Annotated in this window: 13 protein-coding genes; 11 read left to right on the forward strand and 2 right to left on the reverse strand. The window is 48.7% G+C overall.

What is annotated here, in order from left to right; all coding sequences use genetic code 11:
- Window positions 1–131 precede the first annotated feature (131 nt).
- Window positions 132–614 (forward strand): universal stress protein, encoded by a 483-nt coding sequence (locus JWG88_RS02320; protein WP_205232068.1) that lies wholly within the window; start codon window positions 132–134, stop codon window positions 612–614.
- Between the two features lie 62 nt (window positions 615–676).
- Here the strand turns inward: JWG88_RS02320 and JWG88_RS02325 are convergent, their stop codons facing one another.
- On the reverse strand, window positions 677–3,400 hold the full coding sequence (locus JWG88_RS02325) for a bifunctional acetate--CoA ligase family protein/GNAT family N-acetyltransferase (protein ID WP_205232069.1): 2,724 nt from the start codon (window positions 3,398–3,400) through the stop codon (window positions 677–679).
- A gap of 533 nt (window positions 3,401–3,933) precedes the next feature.
- Here JWG88_RS02325 and JWG88_RS02330 point away from each other — a divergent pair.
- From JWG88_RS02330 to JWG88_RS02355, 6 genes are all read left to right on the forward strand, one after another.
- Entirely contained in the window at window positions 3,934–4,836 is a 903-nt protein-coding gene (locus JWG88_RS02330; RefSeq protein ID WP_205232070.1) for a PAS domain-containing protein, read from the forward strand.
- A gap of 445 nt (window positions 4,837–5,281) precedes the next feature.
- Window positions 5,282–6,670 (forward strand): Na+/H+ antiporter NhaA, encoded by a 1,389-nt coding sequence (nhaA, locus tag JWG88_RS02335; RefSeq protein WP_205232071.1) that lies wholly within the window; start codon window positions 5,282–5,284, stop codon window positions 6,668–6,670.
- Window positions 6,671–6,948: 278 nt separating this feature from the next.
- Complete coding sequence (locus JWG88_RS02340) at window positions 6,949–9,588, forward strand: sigma 54-interacting transcriptional regulator (RefSeq protein WP_205232072.1); 2,640 nt, start codon at window positions 6,949–6,951, stop codon at window positions 9,586–9,588.
- A gap of 150 nt (window positions 9,589–9,738) precedes the next feature.
- A complete protein-coding gene (locus tag JWG88_RS21830) occupies window positions 9,739–9,927 on the forward strand; it encodes a nucleoside/nucleotide kinase family protein (RefSeq protein WP_205232073.1) in 189 nt (62 codons plus the stop codon).
- Window positions 9,920–10,291, forward strand: a complete 372-nt coding sequence (locus tag JWG88_RS02350; RefSeq protein ID WP_205232074.1) for a cytidylate kinase-like family protein — start codon at window positions 9,920–9,922, stop codon at window positions 10,289–10,291. The genes JWG88_RS21830 and JWG88_RS02350 overlap by 8 nt, the downstream gene beginning before the upstream one ends.
- Before the next feature lie 111 nt (window positions 10,292–10,402).
- The gene (locus tag JWG88_RS02355) at window positions 10,403–10,555 is read left to right on the forward strand and encodes a hypothetical protein (RefSeq protein WP_205232075.1); all 153 of its coding nucleotides are present in this window, start codon (window positions 10,403–10,405) and stop codon (window positions 10,553–10,555) included.
- A gap of 49 nt (window positions 10,556–10,604) precedes the next feature.
- Here the strand turns inward: JWG88_RS02355 and JWG88_RS02360 are convergent, their stop codons facing one another.
- On the reverse strand, window positions 10,605–13,478 hold the full coding sequence (locus tag JWG88_RS02360; RefSeq protein WP_205232076.1) for a M16 family metallopeptidase: 2,874 nt from the start codon (window positions 13,476–13,478) through the stop codon (window positions 10,605–10,607).
- 667 nt (window positions 13,479–14,145) lie between these two features.
- Between JWG88_RS02360 and JWG88_RS02365 the strand changes: the two genes are divergently transcribed.
- From JWG88_RS02365 to JWG88_RS02380, 4 genes are all read left to right on the forward strand, one after another.
- On the forward strand, window positions 14,146–15,792 hold the full coding sequence (locus JWG88_RS02365) for a YeiH family protein (protein WP_205232077.1): 1,647 nt from the start codon (window positions 14,146–14,148) through the stop codon (window positions 15,790–15,792).
- A gap of 15 nt (window positions 15,793–15,807) precedes the next feature.
- Window positions 15,808–15,975 (forward strand): hypothetical protein, encoded by a 168-nt coding sequence (locus JWG88_RS02370; RefSeq protein WP_205232078.1) that lies wholly within the window; start codon window positions 15,808–15,810, stop codon window positions 15,973–15,975.
- A 113-nt stretch (window positions 15,976–16,088) separates the two neighbouring features.
- Window positions 16,089–16,571, forward strand: a complete 483-nt coding sequence (locus tag JWG88_RS02375; RefSeq protein ID WP_205232079.1) for a universal stress protein — start codon at window positions 16,089–16,091, stop codon at window positions 16,569–16,571.
- On the forward strand, window positions 16,568–17,125 hold the full coding sequence (locus tag JWG88_RS02380) for a hypothetical protein (RefSeq protein ID WP_205232080.1): 558 nt from the start codon (window positions 16,568–16,570) through the stop codon (window positions 17,123–17,125). Before JWG88_RS02375 ends, JWG88_RS02380 begins: the two co-directional genes overlap by 4 nt.
- The last annotated feature ends 332 nt before the right edge of the window (window positions 17,126–17,457 follow it).

Genomic DNA, 17,457 nt, shown 5'->3' on the forward strand with positions numbered 1-17,457 from the left:
CCTGCAGCAATCACTTCCTCATTGCCCTCCACCACCTAACACAGGCATGATATTTGCTACAGTCAATAGTAATCCATTACACCATAAGAAAATGTTTTTACTTTCACCCGTTCAGCGGAAGGAGATGAGTTATGGTAGATATTAAAAGACTACTGGCCTGTGTCGATTTATCCGATTTTTCAAAAACAACCTTGGAACACGCTATTTTGCTCTCAAAACGGTTGGAGGCGGAAATCATCGTTTTACATGTTCTCAATGTCAGGGATATTGAGGCGGTGAGAATGGCAAGCGAATATTTCCCTGAGGTCGTCAATATGGAAAACTATATTGAAGACAAGAAAAGACAACGCTATCATCAGGTTGATGCCATGATTCACAATGATTTCCCAGAGGAACATCAGGATATGAAGATTCTGGTTCAGATCGGTAATCCCGTCGAGGAGATACTGGATGTCATACAGAATGAAAACATCGACCTCGTTGTTATGGCCAATAAAGGTAAAAGTAATCTGACACGAACTTTTTTCGGATCAATTGCAGAGAAAATTTTCAGACATTCCCCGGTACCTGTTATAAGTATTCGGAAACGTTCACAGTCCTTTCGAAGAACGTAATTGCCTCACTGTAGAAAGGCCGGCGGATTTCTGAAGATGACGAAATCCGCCGCTCCCTATGATTATCTGAAAACAGAATTTTCGGCATATTCTCCCATTTCACTGATCGGTAAAGCCTTGCTGAGATTTATGCTGAGTTCGCACGTACCCTCTTCGAGATTATTCTTTATCTGAAAATTACATCGTTTCCCCAGATTCAACATTTGACGGTTCTCTCTCAAGACCGTTCCCCATATAGTTTGAATTCCATACTGCCGCGCGATATCGATCAGATTGAGCAGGAGTTGCGCTCCGATCCCCTGTCCCTGCCAGGGATCCCCGACAATAACCGAAAATTCAGCATTGGAAATATCCGGATCGGCGATAATCCTCGCCACTCCCAGCATCTTTTCAGGAGAAGCGGAGGTATCAATGGCGACCAGGGCTATATGGCGGTCGTAGTCTATTTGGGTCAGTGTCGCCAGCATCTCCGGAGACAGTTCCTTAATGGAGGAAAAAAATCGAAAATAGACGCTGGTGGGTGAAAGGGTTTGAAAGAGGATTTGAAAGAGATCGGCATCCTCTGGCCGGATCGGACGGATTAGCAGATGCAGCCCGCTTCTGGTAGTGGTCCATAATTCATATTGTGCCGGATAGGGACTGATCACCAGATGCATGGGCGCAGGTTTCAGCGATGGCTGCAGACGGATTCTGGCATCCAGAGCCAGCAATTTTCCATCTTTCACTATCACGGGATTAATATCCAGTTCGGCAACTTCGGGTATATCTACCACCAGCTGTGCAATACTTTGGATTATTATTTCCAGAGCTTCCATATCAACCGGCATGAGATTTCTGTAGCCTCTCAGCAGCCTGGCTACTTTGGTCTCTTCAATAAGTCGTTTTATTAAACGACGATTCAGAGGGGGCAGGGCCAGAGCCCGGTCACAAATTACCTCGGTAAAGATGCCGCCCGTGCCAAAGACCACCACAGGACCGAAAGCCTCATCACGCTTTGCTCCGATAAGAAGCTCAAGATCCGGGTTCTCGATATATCGCTGAACCGAGACCCCTTCGAGTCGAGCATGCGGAGCATATTTCCCGGCAGAAGTAAGCATTGCATGATAGGCGGAGCGAGCCTGTTCTTCATCGTGAATATTTAACTGCACCCCTTTGACATCTGTTTTATGCGGTATGTCCGGTGAGAGTATTTTAAGCACCACCGGCCAGCCGATCTTTTGTGCCGCTGTAACTGCCGACTCCGCAGAATCCGCGCTGATAATCGTATTAAAGGGAATGTTGTACGCCTCTAAAATATCTCTTGCCTTTGCTTCTTCCAAAAATCCCTCCGTAGACAAATCGGTGGTCTGTACAATTTTGCGTACCTCTTGGAGGTGGCACTCAAAAGGCTGTTCGAACCGCGAAGGAATCTCCCTGAGCATTTGCACATTGCGGGAATGCTGCACCATATAGCTGAAGGCGTTGACCGCTCGCTCCGGTGTACTGTAGGTCGCCACCCCTGCGTCATTGAGCACCTGCACGGCGGATTCCACATCCCTCCCGCCCATCCAGACAGCGAAAACCGGTAGAGATCCTCCTTTAATCGAAGCAATTAGTTGGTTTGCCACCGCCAGTGGTTTGGTTATCGCCTGTGGTGCCAGAATAACCATGAGGCCGTGAACATTCCTGTCTCTCAGCAGAATATCAACGATCCGACCATATGTTTCTGCTGATGCATCCCCCAGAAGATCGACGGGATTACGCTTACTCCAGTGACAGGAAAGAATTTGGCTGCAGGCTTCAATTGTTGTGCTACTCAATTCAGAGGGCTCAAGGCCGTATTTGGCGATGGCATCAACAGCCATGACTCCAGGTCCTCCACCATTAGTAACTATCGCCATTCCCGGGCCTGATGGTTTTGGATATTTGGCCATCAGCTCAGCACAGTCAAACAATTCTTCGATGGTACGGACCCGCACCACGCCTGCGCGCTTGAAGGCCGCATCATAAATAGCATCCTCACCAGCCAGAGCACCGGTGTGCGAGGCCGCCGCCAACGCCCCTGCCTTGCTGCTGCCTGCCTTGAGCACAAAAATAGGTTTGACTCTCGAAATTGCCCGGGCTGCACTCATGAACTTGCGGATATTGGTCAATTGCTCGACATAGAGCAGTATGCTCTTCACCGATGGCTCTCTGCCGAGAAAATCTATCATATCGCCGAAATCCACATCGACCATCGAACCAATGCTGACGAAATGACTGAAACCGATTCCTTCCTTGAAGGAAAAATCAAGAATAGCCGTACAGACAGCGCCGCTTTGAGACACAAAAGCCAGATTTCCCTTTAGAGGCATGCCGGCAGCGAAGCTGGCGTTGAGATCGCAATGGGGAACCATCACTCCCAGGCAATTAGGGCCGATAACACGTATTCTTGCGGAAGAGGCTGCCGCTGCGATCTTTTTCTCAAGGGATGCGCCCGACTCTCCGGTCTCTTTTCCGCCCGCGGAAATCACAATCACAGTTTTCACCATAGCCGCACTACACTGCGCAATGATCAGAGGAACCTGCTCTATCGGCACCGCTATGAGAGCAAGATCCACAGGCTCACGCAGGTTATCGATGGCTGGTATCACTGCTCGACCCATAATTTGCTGATATTTCGGATTTACCGGAAAGAGATTCCCCTTATAGCCGCCCTCGATAAGATTCTTCATTAAGGCCATGCCTATTCGTCCAGGTTGATCACTGGCACCGATAACAGCAACGGAAGACGGGTGAAACAGTCTGTCAAGATTGTAAATGCTCATAAATCTGCTCCTGTTAACTCCATTTCAATAATTAAATAGAATTGGTTTTTACTGAGTATCAAACAGCGTTGTTCTAATTTGAAAGCATTTACTGCAGAAAGCATTCCCGATGACCACTTTAGTTCGTTCTTCCGATACTGCAATTCCGGCATATTCCAGATATTGTCCAAGCGCCTGGAAATGTGTCTTCTCCTTGAAAGCAAAAAAATCTTTACATACTGTAAATCATCCTGACACAAAGCAATCTCGAATATTTCACGAGTGAGGCAGGTTAATGGGCGAGGCGTCTCGGGCGAAGCTGTAGTATCTAACGCTAGATTTTTATAACGCAGTACATGATCCCGCCAGGCTCTAAGGAAGGGTTACAAAGCTTTTTTACTAACTGTTACCGTAAGTACCAATACATGTATCTTAAAATAACCATTTCATAAATTGTTCGGGAGACAAACTGTCACAATTCCGGCAAAGTTGTTGACATTTAAATATCATTACAGCAATGTAGAAAAAAATTCTTTTCCACGAGAGGAGGAAATTTGTCTATTACTCTCCTGATTGTCGGTCTTGCCATCATTTTTCATTTCGGTGCGGCTGTGATCGCGGTTCGCCTGATTACGATCACAGGCCATAAAATTGCCTGGCTTTTCGTCACTGCTTCTATCATTATCCAGCTCTTTCGAAGAGTGCTACACTGGTGGCATGAACTTTCCATGCCGGCGACCGGGTACTCGAATTTGTATGATATAATGGGGTTAAGTATCTCTGTTTCCATGTTTGTCGGTTTGGCCTTGATTGCACCCCTTTTCCGATCTATTCGCCAATCAGAAGAGGCGATGAAAGCTGCGATGGTCAAAGCCGAAGAGGAAAAGGCCAAAACGGAATCAATCATTGCCGCAATTGGTGACGGCGTCAGCATCCAGGATCGTGATCTCAGAATCATCTACCAGAATACCACCCATATTTCATATTTTGGCGCTCATCAAGGAGAGCTCTGTTATCAAGCATATCAGCATGTTGATGTTCCATGCGGGTCATGCCCGGTGTTGAGCTCTTTTCAGGAAGGAAGAATCCACACACCGGAAATGATTTTCCCGGGTAAAAATGGCCCATCATATTTCGAGATCACTACTTCTCCACTGAAGGATGCCGACGGGGAAATCATCGCAGGTATTCAAGTGGTCCGCAACATAAACCGAAGGAAAAAACTGGAGAGGGAAAAGGAGAGTCTTATTCATGAACTTCAGAAAGCCTTGGAAAACGTCAGGACTCTACACGGTTTGCTTCCAATTTGTGCCTCCTGTAAGGATATCCGCGACGACCAGGGATACTGGGAAAAGCTTGAAGAGTATATCGAAAATCGTGCCGAAGTAACATTCAGTCATGGCCTCTGCCCTAAATGTGCAAAGAGGCTCTATCCAGAGGTGTTCAAAGATAATTGACCACCAGCCTCTTTCTATATCGAAACAACCGACGGATTTCTCAACTAGTGTAAAAATCATTGACACCGCAGTTTTAAAAGAATGCGTTCATCCGGCGCATAATTATCAAACTCTCTGCAACGTTTACTGAAGATCGCTCACCACAATCTTAATCATCGACTCGGAAAAATATAAATTAACAAGTTATTATTATTGTCTTAAATCCACACAACTGGGTGAAACGATACTTCTCCACGTTTGTCGAAAGAAGCACATTTCTATCGACAAAACCCATTAGCACCATTTCCTCACAAAAGTGTTGCTCTGGCACAATCCATGCTTAAAAAGAAACTTGCGGAAAGATAAATAACTGCAACAAGCAAAGCGGTTGCGAACTCTTCAAGCGGATAATCGCCCAGGCATAAAACTACACTAACAGGTTTTCATAATGAGGCAGAGAGTTATAATGCAAGGAGATGCTCCCGCACGCAAAGAGGAGCGGAAAGAATCGATATCTATCACATTGGAACCCTTCTCCAGGTTTTTCCGCCTTGAATCGAACAGCGGCATACTGTTGCTTGCCTGTACGTTGATCGCCCTATGCTGGGCCAACTCCCCCTGGGCGCAGAGCTACTTTGCGCTACGTCAGACAGTTTTTTCCCTGCATCTTGGTGACATTTCTCTGGCACAGCCTATCATTCTCTGGATTAACGATGGCATAATGGCGATTTTTTTCTTTGTTGTCGGTCTTGAGATCAAGCGGGAGGTATTGGTGGGTGCCCTTTCCAAACCGGGACAGGCCATTCTCCCTATCGCCTCTGCTTTCGGGGGCATGCTGTTACCGGCCGGGATTTTCTGGATTTTCAATGCTGGGACTGAATCTGTGCACGGCTGGGGTATTCCCATGGCCACTGACATCGCCTTTGCCCTGGCCGTTTTGACCCTGTTAGGGGATCGGGTACCCGCCTGGATAAAGGTTTTTCTCACCGCCACGGCCATCGCTGACGACATAGGCGCCATCCTGGTCATCGCCCTTTTCTACTCCCACGGGTTTTCTGCCATTTGGCTGGCTGCAGGTCTAGGGTTCTGGCTGATGATGTGGGGCGCCAACCTGCTCTCCTTCCGGCACCCACTGGTCTATGCAATTGTTGGTTCCCTCATGTGGGCAGCTTTTCTCAAGTCCGGCATACATTCCACCTTCGCCGGAGTCTTGGCCGCCATGGCCATACCTTCCCGCTCACATACGAGACCCGACGAGTTTCTCACCAAAGGGAAACACCTGCTGCAGCGATTTGGGATGTGCTCTGTCGACGGGGCCAGCAACTCCCTCGGTAACAGGGAACAGTATGCTGTCCTGGTGGGACTGAAATCCGCCTGCTGTAAGGTAGAAACTCCTCTCCAGTACTTCCAGCATACTCTTCATCCCTGGGTGTCCTACATCATTATACCGCTCTTTGCCCTGACCAACGCCGGTGTCGACCTTTCCGGCATCGAACTGTCAAGCTTGATGCATCCGGTGGTGTTCGGCATCGGAGCCGGACTCCTCCTCGGCAAACAGGCAGGTATTTTTCTCACCGCCTGGGTCATGATCGGCTCTGGCCTGGCATCCAAACCGTCAGATGTGGAATGGCAACATATTTATGGAGCCGCCTGGCTGGGAGGGATTGGCTTTACCATGTCCATTTTCATCGCCACCCTGGCCTTTTCCTCGGAAGAACTTCTCGCTTTGGCTAAACTGGGTGTTTTAAGCTCCTCGCTGATTGCCGGTTTGATCGGCTGGCTCGTTCTACGCTTTACTGTCCCACAACGAATCAAAGAACAACCTGTACAACTGCTAAGCGATAACCTGAATTGAGAAGCGAACTATCGATTTCCAGGAAGTACCTGATATGGTGGTAACAGGAGAATGCCTGAATCTTTTTTTCGATGGTGGTTTAGAACCGACATTCCTGTCTATTTGCGGACTCGAAGCTATGCCTGGCATGATTCATGCTTAGTCACTTGCATATTGTTCTCTTGTCTTTTCGCAGGAAAATAATCTGTTTAAATTTCTTATCCAGCCTAGCTGGGTTAGGATAATTGATAGCTGGGAACACAGGTGAGCTGGAATGAATACTACCTTTTTGATCAGCCATGACAAAACCAATGCTCGAACAGGACGTGATCCGGCAATGTCTTTCCCATTCCTCCCTTTTCAAGGGCATAGATGAAAGGGCATTGCAGCCGATACTCGACTCCGCCCGCCACCTCGCCATCGATCAGGGCCGGTATGTCTTTCGTCAAGGCGAAAACGCCGAAGGATTTTATATGGTCATCGGCGGTGAAGCCGAACTGACCGTGGATCTGGAAAACGGTGAGCCATTGATAGTCGGCCGTATCGGGACGGGTGGTCATTTCGGCGAGACCTCCCTGCTGACCCACAGCCGCCACCACTCCGTCAACGCCAGAGCTTTAACCGATCTAAGCCTCGCATATTTTGACAAGGAAGTCTTCCATTCGTTGTTTCTGACCAATACCGCCATCGGACAGCAGCTTTGTGGCTCCCTTGCCCATCGTCTGCGTCTCTCCTTCCGTGATCACGCCGGCTTGGCGGTCTCACTCCGCAAGAGCCCAATGGGGTTCGGTCACAACCTTGATCCGACCTTTTTCGCCCCCTCCCCGTCCGAACCGGATGGACGAAAAGGCACCGTCAATGAACATCGGCTCCGCCTACCTGAATCAACCCTGTCGCGCCAGATAGTGAATGCTGTCAGGCGCTTTGGCGACAACCTTGAACCGGTGCTGCTGACAGGAGAAACTGGAACCGGGCGAAGAATGATTGCCCATGAAATTCACCGCGCCAGCGCCTGCAAAGCCGGTCCTTATATCGAGATGGATATCCGTGACATCGATCCGATGAAGCTCGAAGGAGAACTGTATGGGTATGAACACGATAGTCCGGCATTCACCCAGATAGCTCAGCTGGGAATTTTCGAGCGATTGCAAGGGGGGACGGTGGTTATCTATAATGCCGAAAACCTTGAACCCGATTTTCAACGGCAGCTGGCGGCCACCCTGAGAAAAAAGACCTTTACCAGGATCGGCGGGGAAGCCTTAATGGCACTGCGCTCCAGGATTATCCTGATTTGTACCGATGCTCACCGCCGTCAGGAGGGTTCGAACCGGCTGCTCCCCGGCCTCTTTACCCTGGTGGCGAAACAGCATTTCCAAGCGGCCCCCCTGCGCATGCACCGTCGCGATATCCCCCGGCTGGTCCACTATTATCTTAAACGTTACAATCGTCAATACGGCAGGCACATCACCCAGGTCGACGACCGCACCCTGGGAATGTTCATGAATTACGACTGGCCGGGCAATCTTACCGAAATGTCCAGTGTCATCCAGCGAGCCGTGATTCTCGACAGGAACAATGAGCCACTGACCGACCGGATGCTCCTGGGAGTACCGCGGTCGGAAGGCAAGTGGGAATTCAATCTGCTGCGCCTGCTCCATATTCGACGGTTTATCACCAGCCGGTATTTTCCGGCATTGCCCAGGGCAATAGTGGGCATATTCTTTCTCGTAGTGCTGATGACCCTGTTCTTCGGCCCGGAGAGTGGTGAGAAAAATATCGGTCTGACCCTGAGTTGGGTAGTTGGCTGGCCTCTTCTCATTTTCGGTTTCTTCTTTTTTGCCCGAACCTGGTGCAGTGCCTGCGGACTGTCCTTTCCCGGCTGGCTGGCACAGCACGTGCTCAAACCGCAACGCCCCACCCCTCAATTGATTAAGTACGCCTCCGGCTGGATCATGACTATTCTCTGCATCCTTCTATTCTGGATCGAAATCGCCTGGGACGCCTATCAGTCGCCCCGGCTCACCGCCGGTATCATTTTTGTCATCACCCTTGGGGCATTGTGCTGCAGCATGTTGTACAAACGGAGGGTCTGGTGCCGCTATCTCTGCCCGTTGGGGGCGATCAACGCCCTGTTTTCCATGCCCTCGATCCTCGAACTCCGGTCAAACACCCATGTGTGCATGAATCGCTGCACCGATCACCTCTGCTATACCGGCGGCGACGACAACGCAGGATGCCCGATGTTCCGCCATCCCTTTCTGGTGGATAACAACCGGGATTGCATCCTCTGCGGCCAATGCATAAAAAACTGCCGGCTCGATTCTATCCACCTCAACCTCCGCCTTGCCCCCCAGGAGCTTTGGAATCAGCAGTCACCGCGCCTGGAAGACAGTGTTCTGGTGGTGAGTCTGGCGGCGATATTTTTCCCCTTCACCATCCACCACAACTCTCCTGATGCTATAACAGGATGGCTGGCACTCCCCGACAGTCCCGCCCTTGCAGCCACAATCTTTTTTTTCGCCTGTATCCTCATATATCTCGGCGGCTATGCCTTTTTGTCGCGGATCATGGCACATGTCACCGCTAATACCACCAAGACCACTGCGTCCATCCTGGGATATGGTATGATCCCGCTGGTTCTCGGAGCCTTCATGGCCGCCCACCTGGAAATCTTTGTCGCCGGACTGGGCCTGCTGGCTGAGAATGGCAGGTACCTCATGGGGATGAGCGGTACCTATCACCACGCCCGCATCATCAGTCACGATGCAACCACCATCTTACAGCTGATCACTATCAGCGGCGGACTTTTAGCCTCGCTCTATGCCACAAAACGCATCATTATGCGTCTGCAGGGGACGCAGGAATATTCCCGGCAAACGTTCTGGCTCCCCGGTCTCCTGCTCTGCCTTTCTGCTGTTGCCTATCTCTATTTCTGCTGATTGAGCAAACGGCTAATGTGCTGAAGCGAGTTCCTCGGGATGTATATTGCGCAAGAACCCCCGCCGGATGCCCGCCGGCGCCTTTGTCTTTCCTGATTTCCCTGGCATACTTGTTGCGTAAGCTAATAGGAGAGCAGACGAGGGGCGATAGTGGTGAAATGCGCCGAATTGGTGGGCGAAAAAACCGGCCTCCAGTTCATCGACAGAGAAATCATAGAGTATATTGCAGGGAATGCGGAATTACGGCAATCCACGGTAGAGAATTTCGACGAACGACATCCCGGTGTCATGAGCAATATCGGAGCGCTGGCCTTTGGCGAGATCCTTCTCGATGGATGAATACCTGCGTCATCTCATTTCCACGGTCTACACCCTGGCCGATGACGGTCCGACAATTTTCATCGGCCGGGGAACACACCTGATCCTGCCTCGGGAAAGGGTTCTTGCTATCCGGATCATCAGCTCAAGGAAACAACGCATTCGACGGACTGCAGAACTCTTAGAGATCAGCAGCGGTTCTGCGGAGAAAAAAATTGCAGCCGAAGATAGGGTGCAGACAGATTTCTTCAAGGCTAATTTCAGGAAAACCTCTGCCCCGCCGACGGAATTCGACCTGATAATCAATCGTGATTCTTTCTCACGAGCAACCTGGGCCGCCGATATCATTGTCGAGGCCTATAAACTGAAATTCGGCGGCTGGTAGGAGAAGCGATTCCTGCTCTGGAAAAGACACCGGGAGCAGAAGATTGCTAATCACTGGACAAGAAAGTATGCTGAAGTGATCCTACATGACTGCTGGTGTAGTAGCAGGTTTGTGCTGCAGGTCCTTATAAAGCGTTTTTCCCGGGAAATACCTGAAGGGCATACGCGCATGTGCGGTTGTCTGCATATTACCACCGAAACAGCCAATCTGGCCCGCTTTCTGGTTTCAGGAGGCGCCGACCCGGTTCTCACCCTGGCACCATAAGATAAAAGCCCAGGCTGCGTTTTCCGAAACCTGGGCTTTTTTTGTCTCTTTACTCCGCTGGAACTTCCGGCCTGGCTACTGCAATTGCAAATCTTTCCGGCTTAAGATATTTTTCGGCATAAGCTGTCATCTCTTCCACGGTAATAGACGCATTGTCTTCTATTATCGTTGTCGGCCACTGCAGCTGTTCCGGATAGAAAAAAGATTGGGAAAGCACGGTATCGAGCCAGTAGCCGTTGGTCCGGATCCTGTCTCTCAACATAGTCATCAAAGGATTGCGGGCTCGCACCAGTTCCTCCTCCTGCACTCCGTTTTGCTGAAGTTCATTGCTGATCTCCAGTACCGCTTTCTTTACAGCTTCGATGTTTGCCTCATCTACAACTAATCGCGCATACATAACGCCGTAATCGGTGAAATACCTGCTTGAATAATTGTATACTGCCGGTGAATATGCCACTCCGAGTTTCTCACGAATGGCCAGACGTATTCTATCCTCGAAAATAGAGGACAGCATGCCCAGGCGACGGACAACACTCACATCTTCGAAGCCTACGGTTTCCCAACCAAAAACAACCAGGGAATTATCCAGCTGTGAAGGCACCTTGATTTCTAGATTTTCTCCTTCGGGAAAATCTATCTTTTCTTCCGCAGGCCGATAATGTTTGCCCTTGGGTAATGTTCCGAAGTACCTGTTGACAAGGTTTAGAATTTCTTCTTTATCAAAATCGCCAACTACGGAGATCCGCGGAGTGGATTTATCAAAAATAGGCATAATCCACTTTTCAATCTGAGGCAGCTCGACCTTTGATACCTCCTCCCAGGAAGGCATGCCGAATAAAGTATTGCCACCAGCGAAAAACGGCCTGATCCGGAGCTCTTCAGCCCCCCGTATATCCTTGGCCATCGAATCATACGCCTGCCTGTAAAGCACCATGGTATTGCGGTAGGCCTCCTCCCTCAACCCTGGATCCTTAAAGAGCGTATGCAGTGTTCCCATAAGAAGTTCCGCCTCTTCGGAGAGGGATTTTGCCGAGAAGACAAACTGGGTCGTTTCTATATCGAAGTTATACTCGATGGAGCTGCCGGCAAGTGCATTTTCTATGGCGGATTCCGTCAGCTTGCCGCTGCCGGACCTCGCTATCACCGATTTAGCGACCATCGCTAAGCCCGGTTGAGGTTCATCCTGCTGACCTGGGCCGAATTCGAGTCGCATTTCAAACTCATTTTCCTTGAAATCGGTCTTCTTCAAGTTGAGAACCACACCATTTTCATAGAGGTACGATTCCGCATCTATCTCGCTATAGATCCGCTTTTGCCACGGCTCCACAGGTTCCATTTCGAGAGCCGCATAGGGAAATACTTCTGCCTGGGGTTCGACATATTGGGCGACTTCATGCGCCTCGGCATCCTTATAAATACCAAGGATATACTGCTCCGGATTTTCAGATTCGATCAGGACATCCCCCATGACTTCTATCCTTTTTTCCCGACGGTCCATCAACCCCCTGAATGCCGAATTAATATCCGTAACATTAAAGGCTTCTATAGCAGGAACATATATTTCCCGTTCCTGTTCAGGAGATTGAAATACTCTGTTGTTGTTCAAATTCCAGGTTATCTGCTGGGCAATAGTCCTCGACTTGCGTCCCTGAACTTTTTGTGCCTGAGAGTCAAAATAGGAAACCAGTTCCCGTTTAGCAGTAGCGAGTTCTCCTTCGGTGATTCCGTACACAAGAGCCTGGCGCAGTACATTTTCCAATGTCCGCAGGCTTTCCTGCCAGCGCTCCCGGGAGGTAACGGCCGAAAGCCCGGAATAGCCGACCCTGTCAAGTAAATTTCCGGAATATGCCCGGGGGCGCGAAAACAATCCTGTTTCGCTCTCGGCGATCTTCTCCAGGCGCCGCTGCACAATCATTGTGGAGATATATTCTTTGAGTGATTGGATCTGGTATTCATAAGAATCACTCTCTTTTTCCTTGTCCCAATAGGATTCTATAGACATTTGAACATTGCCGGCATCGGGCTCAAAGTAATAAAAAGAATAGAGTCCTCTCTTCTCAAGCTCCCCAAAATCCGGACATTTCGGAGGCGCTCCTTCTTCCTCGATAGAGGTAAATCTGTCCGTTATAAGTTCTTCCACCTCTTTTTTGTCGATGTCCCCCACCACCACAAGGGTCATGTTCTCGGGTCTATACCACTTGTCATAAAAACTTCGGAGAGCCTCACCTGTGGCGGCCTTGATAGTTTCGACCTCACCGATGGGTTCTCTCTCGGCAAGAAGAGTCCCCTGCAAAGCATTTTTTCTACTGGCGACATTCATTCTATAGGAAACCGAATCCCTGGCTAATTTTTCAGCCAGTATAATTCCACGTTCATCCTCCACCTCGGGCTCAAGAAGGAGAGCCTCCCTGGCGTAATCGGAGATAACGAGAAAACCTTTTTCCAGTTCCACCTTTTCGCCTTTGGGCAGCACTATTGTATAAATAGTGCGATCATATCCTGTGGAGGCGTTGGTATCTGCGCCGAATGCCATGCCTAGTGACTGAAAGTATTCAACGAGTTCACCAGGTGAAAAATGTTTGGTACCATTGAAAAGCATATGTTCGAGAAAATGAGCGTAACCCTTCTCATCGTCATCTTCATGAATTGATCCGGCGCCAATGAAAAAATGAATGGCGACACGATCCCTGGGTGTGTCGTTATTCATAAGGATGTAGCGGAAACCATTGTCCAGCTTTCCGTGATGGACCGCTGGGTCGGGGGCCAGATCACTTTTTTCATGGGGCCAGAGCCGCGAGAAACATTCAAGTTTCGGGTCTTGGCCCAAACCGACAGGTACAAAAAGGGTTACACCTGTTCCAAAAAATCCCAGAAATATCAGGAAAACCGCAGCTAACCTGTTAAATGAATTCTTTTTAATCATTTTTTACCTTTTCTTAAGCTGATTAACAATGAAAGCGGACACATGCCGCCGGCGTTGTAGATCCTGTAAATTTTTTTTGCCATTAGGTCCGGGATCGGATGTCTTGATGACGGCTCCGGAACGACACGGCTTTGAAATAGTGTATATACGAAGACAATTTTTTCAATCTTGAGGAGGTCGCGATAAATACCCGTACAGACATAGACCGACTTCGAGGAAGTTCGATCTCCCGCGTTGCAGGTTGTGGAAACCTTCGAGATACTATCTTTATTGTCGAAGGCTATCTTAGAGCAACGCGCAACTTTTCCAGAGTCCATCTCAGCAACCTTGATGATTTTCTCAAGATATTATCAATCCCTGTTTACCGAAAAGGAAGATAATTAATACGGCGTCGGCTCTTTTTTGCTGACAGTTAACAGAACGCACTGCAAACTCCAAGATACAGTGACACCTCGAGTCATCACTTTTCAGGGTCATTACACCATTCATCGATGATTTCACCGACCGCACAACAAGTCATCATACTGATATTTAAATATATATTTCAATCTCTTTTAAAAACAGTTTCCGGCACATCCTTTGCTAATGCAGTGTAGTACTATTTGCGTTGGAGTTCGTCATCACTCCATCTCTGTTACTTTTTTTTTTATTTGAAGGAGGAAATTGAATGTTACAGGCAAAGGAAAATATGTCCGGTTATAATAACAAGCCGGTCTATATTATGAGTGGTTTGCTGCTCATCTACGGTCTCATTACCATGAGCGGTGCTTTGCTGCCCCTCATGCAGTCTTTGAGCACTCACAAGACCATGGATTTGCAAGTTTCCATGAGTCTTATCATTGCCGCAATCGGTATAACCGGGGCGGTAATCAACAGCGTACGCACCCCCGGCAAAACGCTGTTGGACAGGTTTTTTCTGCAACCGCTTGGCGGAGTAATCCTGCTGTTGGTGCTGGCGATGTTTATTCGCTGGTACGCCGAGCCCGCGGTTAAAATTATGAGTTCTTCGCTTGAACCTGTTCTTGGTTTCAAGATCTACAAGGTGCTCAATCTCAATTACGTCATTCTGGGTCTGCTGGTGGGTGTTATTGTCACCAACACCATGGGAATACCCCGTTTCGCAGCACCAGGTGTAAAATGCGCCCGCTTCGTCCTGAAAATGGGTGTAATTATGCTGGGAGCACGGTACAGCTTTGCCGAACTGGCAAAACTGGGTGTCTACTCGGTATGGCTGATCGGCATTTTTGTTCTCGGCACCGTTTTCGTGGTCCTCTGGCTCGGCAAGGTTTTTAAACAGCCCAAGACCATGACCGGCGTACTTTCTGCCGGCATGGGGGTCTGCGGTGTTTCGGCAACGGTTGCCGTAGCACCTGTAGTAAAGGCAAAGAGCGAAGAGATGGCATATACCATCGGTACAATCCTCTCTTTTGGGATAATCTGCATGTTTATCTTTCCGACGGTCGGTAAACTTGCAGGAATGAATCCGGTCCAGTTTGGTGCCTGGGCGGGAACAGGTATTCTCAACTCCGCACAGGTAGCCGCGGCTGCTCTGGCATTTAACGCTGTTGATATCAAAACCCTTAAAGTCGCTGAAATTTTCAATATAACCAGGGTACTTTTCCTTCCCATAATCGTATTGGTTCTGGCGACCTGGTTCGGCAAGGACAGTGGTCAGAAACTCAGCTTCAAATCAGTTGTTATCGATAAATTCCCCATCTTTATTCTCGGATTTCTGTTACTTTTCGGGCTTTCTTCGGCCGGGTTGTTCTCTCCGCCGCAGCATTACAAAGGAAAATTTATCGATGTGAGTTATAGTGACAGATCCCAGGTCACATCAGAAGAGTGGAATGCTCTGGATAGCGCTCTCGAGGAAGGAGTCTTTACCAACCTCACACCAGCGCAGATGGAAGCTGTTGAAGATCTTCACAAACAGCGTCAGATTGCCGGGGATTTTGAACAACGAGACAATAAGTCAGCCTTCCAGACTACCGGACGGCAGCGTATGACAGAACTTGAGAGCATACTCTCTGCAGTAAAAGCCAAGCAGATCGAACTTCCCAAAGAAGTAGTCGGTACCTTGAAACATGCTGTAAAACAGGTACATAAAACTTCGAAAACCGTCACGGTATTGACGGACTTTATGATCTGGTTCTTTGCTTTCGGACTTATCGGCCTGGGTATGCAGATCACCAAAAAGGCGATTTTTCAGGCAGGCGGATGGCCTCTTGTCATCGGCGGTATTTCCGGTGTGCTTAAAGCCGTTCTCTCATTCTTTGTCGTCCTTTGGCTCGTCAAGGATGTTGTTTTACATTGATAGGAGGAAAATAATATGACAAAAGATAATTTGAACAACAACGACAATAACGAGAATGTAGATGAACTGGAGGAAAGGGCATTATCGGTCTTCAGCAGTGAACGTGCTGAAGATCTAACTGCTCTGGTATTGTGTCTGATCACAACCTTTGGTGTGCTGCTTTTCACTAAGTGGCTTGTCTAATATCAACTGAGGCCGTATATTGTCTTTGATTTTAATGTATGCGGCCTTTCGATAACTTTTATCAGTCTGTCCGGGTCTTTTAAGTCCGGGCAGACTTATTATATTGAAAACAAATGTTTACATCAATATTACTTTGCAGTCACGGCAGTGAAGGAGCTCAGAAAGCGGAAAAATATGTCTTCGAAAAATTAATCCCTTCCTTCCCCGATGCCGAGATCACCCTTCTCACTATCATTGATAAAGACTGGAGTACCATGTCCAGCGATGACTGGCTCAACACCTCAACTACCAGAACCGTCTTCAAAGACTACGTTCAGGAGCAGCTTGGCCGGGAAATTGATGAAGACTGGCACCGGATCAGGAAAATCTACCCTACAAGCCAGGCCGCACGATTTATGAAAGTGGTCGGCGGCATCGAAGAGACGATTGCCGAAGTGGCGGCAAAACTTCACTGCGATCTTGTCGTGCTCGGCGGCATCAATAAAAAGCCGATGCGTCTTCTTTCCGTGACTATGCACAAGGGTCTGGCGGCTACTGTATCCAATGATGTGCTTCATCCACTTCTCCCCTGTCCGCTGATGGTCATCGCTAAATGATACTGAAAGAGTATGATTTCAACCTGCCCGTCCGGCAAAACGGCAAACCGCTGGACATCTCGGCCCGTCTCAACAGTGAAAACATGCTGCGGCTCAATCCGCACTGGAACTTCAAGAAACTGATCACCGATCAGGATGGTTTTTCGGCTGAGATTGTTGATCATGCAACCGACAAAGAATTTTCGCTCAAAGGTTCGCTGCAGCATATCTCCCCTCAGGACATATCACTTACTCTTGAAAACGGAGACATAACGTCAATCCGCATCAGCCCGGACGGCGACACCTTTAAAGCCTGCGTCACCTACCGCACCGAACAAATTGATGAGACTGTCGAATATTTCGTCATTATGTGGCTGCGCAGCATAAAGCAATACCTGCGCCTATATCATAAACGCACCATCAACACCCTGTTTTTTCGCTTTCTGATGAACCGCATAATTTTGACAATGAATCCGTCACAGCGAAAAATCTGCCTCATGCTTATTCGGCTTACGGTGCTGGAAGTTATTGTCATTGTGCTTATAATTGCGGGGTACTTTTTCTTCAGGGAATAGCGGCTGCAGCACGCGGTAATCCAGCAGTTAAGGATCCAAAGAGCTTTTACAAAATATTCCTGCGCCTCCCAGCCCGCAACTTATCAACCACACTGCAACCTTCCGCATATTCGTCACCGTGTATGCTCTATCTTTGATGCTTTCTCTGTAATTTCTGTTAAACTCTATCGAGCTAAGATTCACTAATTAAAAGGTGGCGTCGGAATAAGCACCAGTAGGGGCATGGACCGACTTCAAGGAAGCTCGATCAACTGCACCTGAACTTGCCATCTGACATCCGTGACATTTTTTTGGAGATATTATCACGGTAACAAAATAAGTTTTTCCTGCAT

The organism is Desulfopila inferna (assembly GCF_016919005.1).
Taxonomy (GTDB): Bacteria; Desulfobacterota; Desulfobulbia; order Desulfobulbales; family Desulfocapsaceae; genus Desulfopila_A; species Desulfopila_A inferna.

Coding starts and splice junctions, on each gene's coding strand:
- JWG88_RS02320 (WP_205232068.1), top strand. CDS start 132: ATGGTAGATATTAAAAGACTACTGGCCTGTGTCGATTTATCCGATTTT.
- JWG88_RS02325 (WP_205232069.1), bottom strand. CDS start 3,400: ATGAGCATTTACAATCTTGACAGACTGTTTCACCCGTCTTCCGTTGCT.
- nhaA (WP_205232071.1), top strand. CDS start 5,282: ATGCAAGGAGATGCTCCCGCACGCAAAGAGGAGCGGAAAGAATCGATA.
- JWG88_RS02340 (WP_205232072.1), top strand. CDS start 6,949: ATGACAAAACCAATGCTCGAACAGGACGTGATCCGGCAATGTCTTTCC.
- JWG88_RS02350 (WP_205232074.1), top strand. CDS start 9,920: ATGGATGAATACCTGCGTCATCTCATTTCCACGGTCTACACCCTGGCC.
- JWG88_RS02360 (WP_205232076.1), bottom strand. CDS start 13,478: ATGATTAAAAAGAATTCATTTAACAGGTTAGCTGCGGTTTTCCTGATA.
- JWG88_RS02365 (WP_205232077.1), top strand. CDS start 14,146: ATGTTACAGGCAAAGGAAAATATGTCCGGTTATAATAACAAGCCGGTC.
- JWG88_RS02370 (WP_205232078.1), top strand. CDS start 15,808: ATGACAAAAGATAATTTGAACAACAACGACAATAACGAGAATGTAGAT.
- JWG88_RS02375 (WP_205232079.1), top strand. CDS start 16,089: ATGTTTACATCAATATTACTTTGCAGTCACGGCAGTGAAGGAGCTCAG.
- JWG88_RS02380 (WP_205232080.1), top strand. CDS start 16,568: ATGATACTGAAAGAGTATGATTTCAACCTGCCCGTCCGGCAAAACGGC.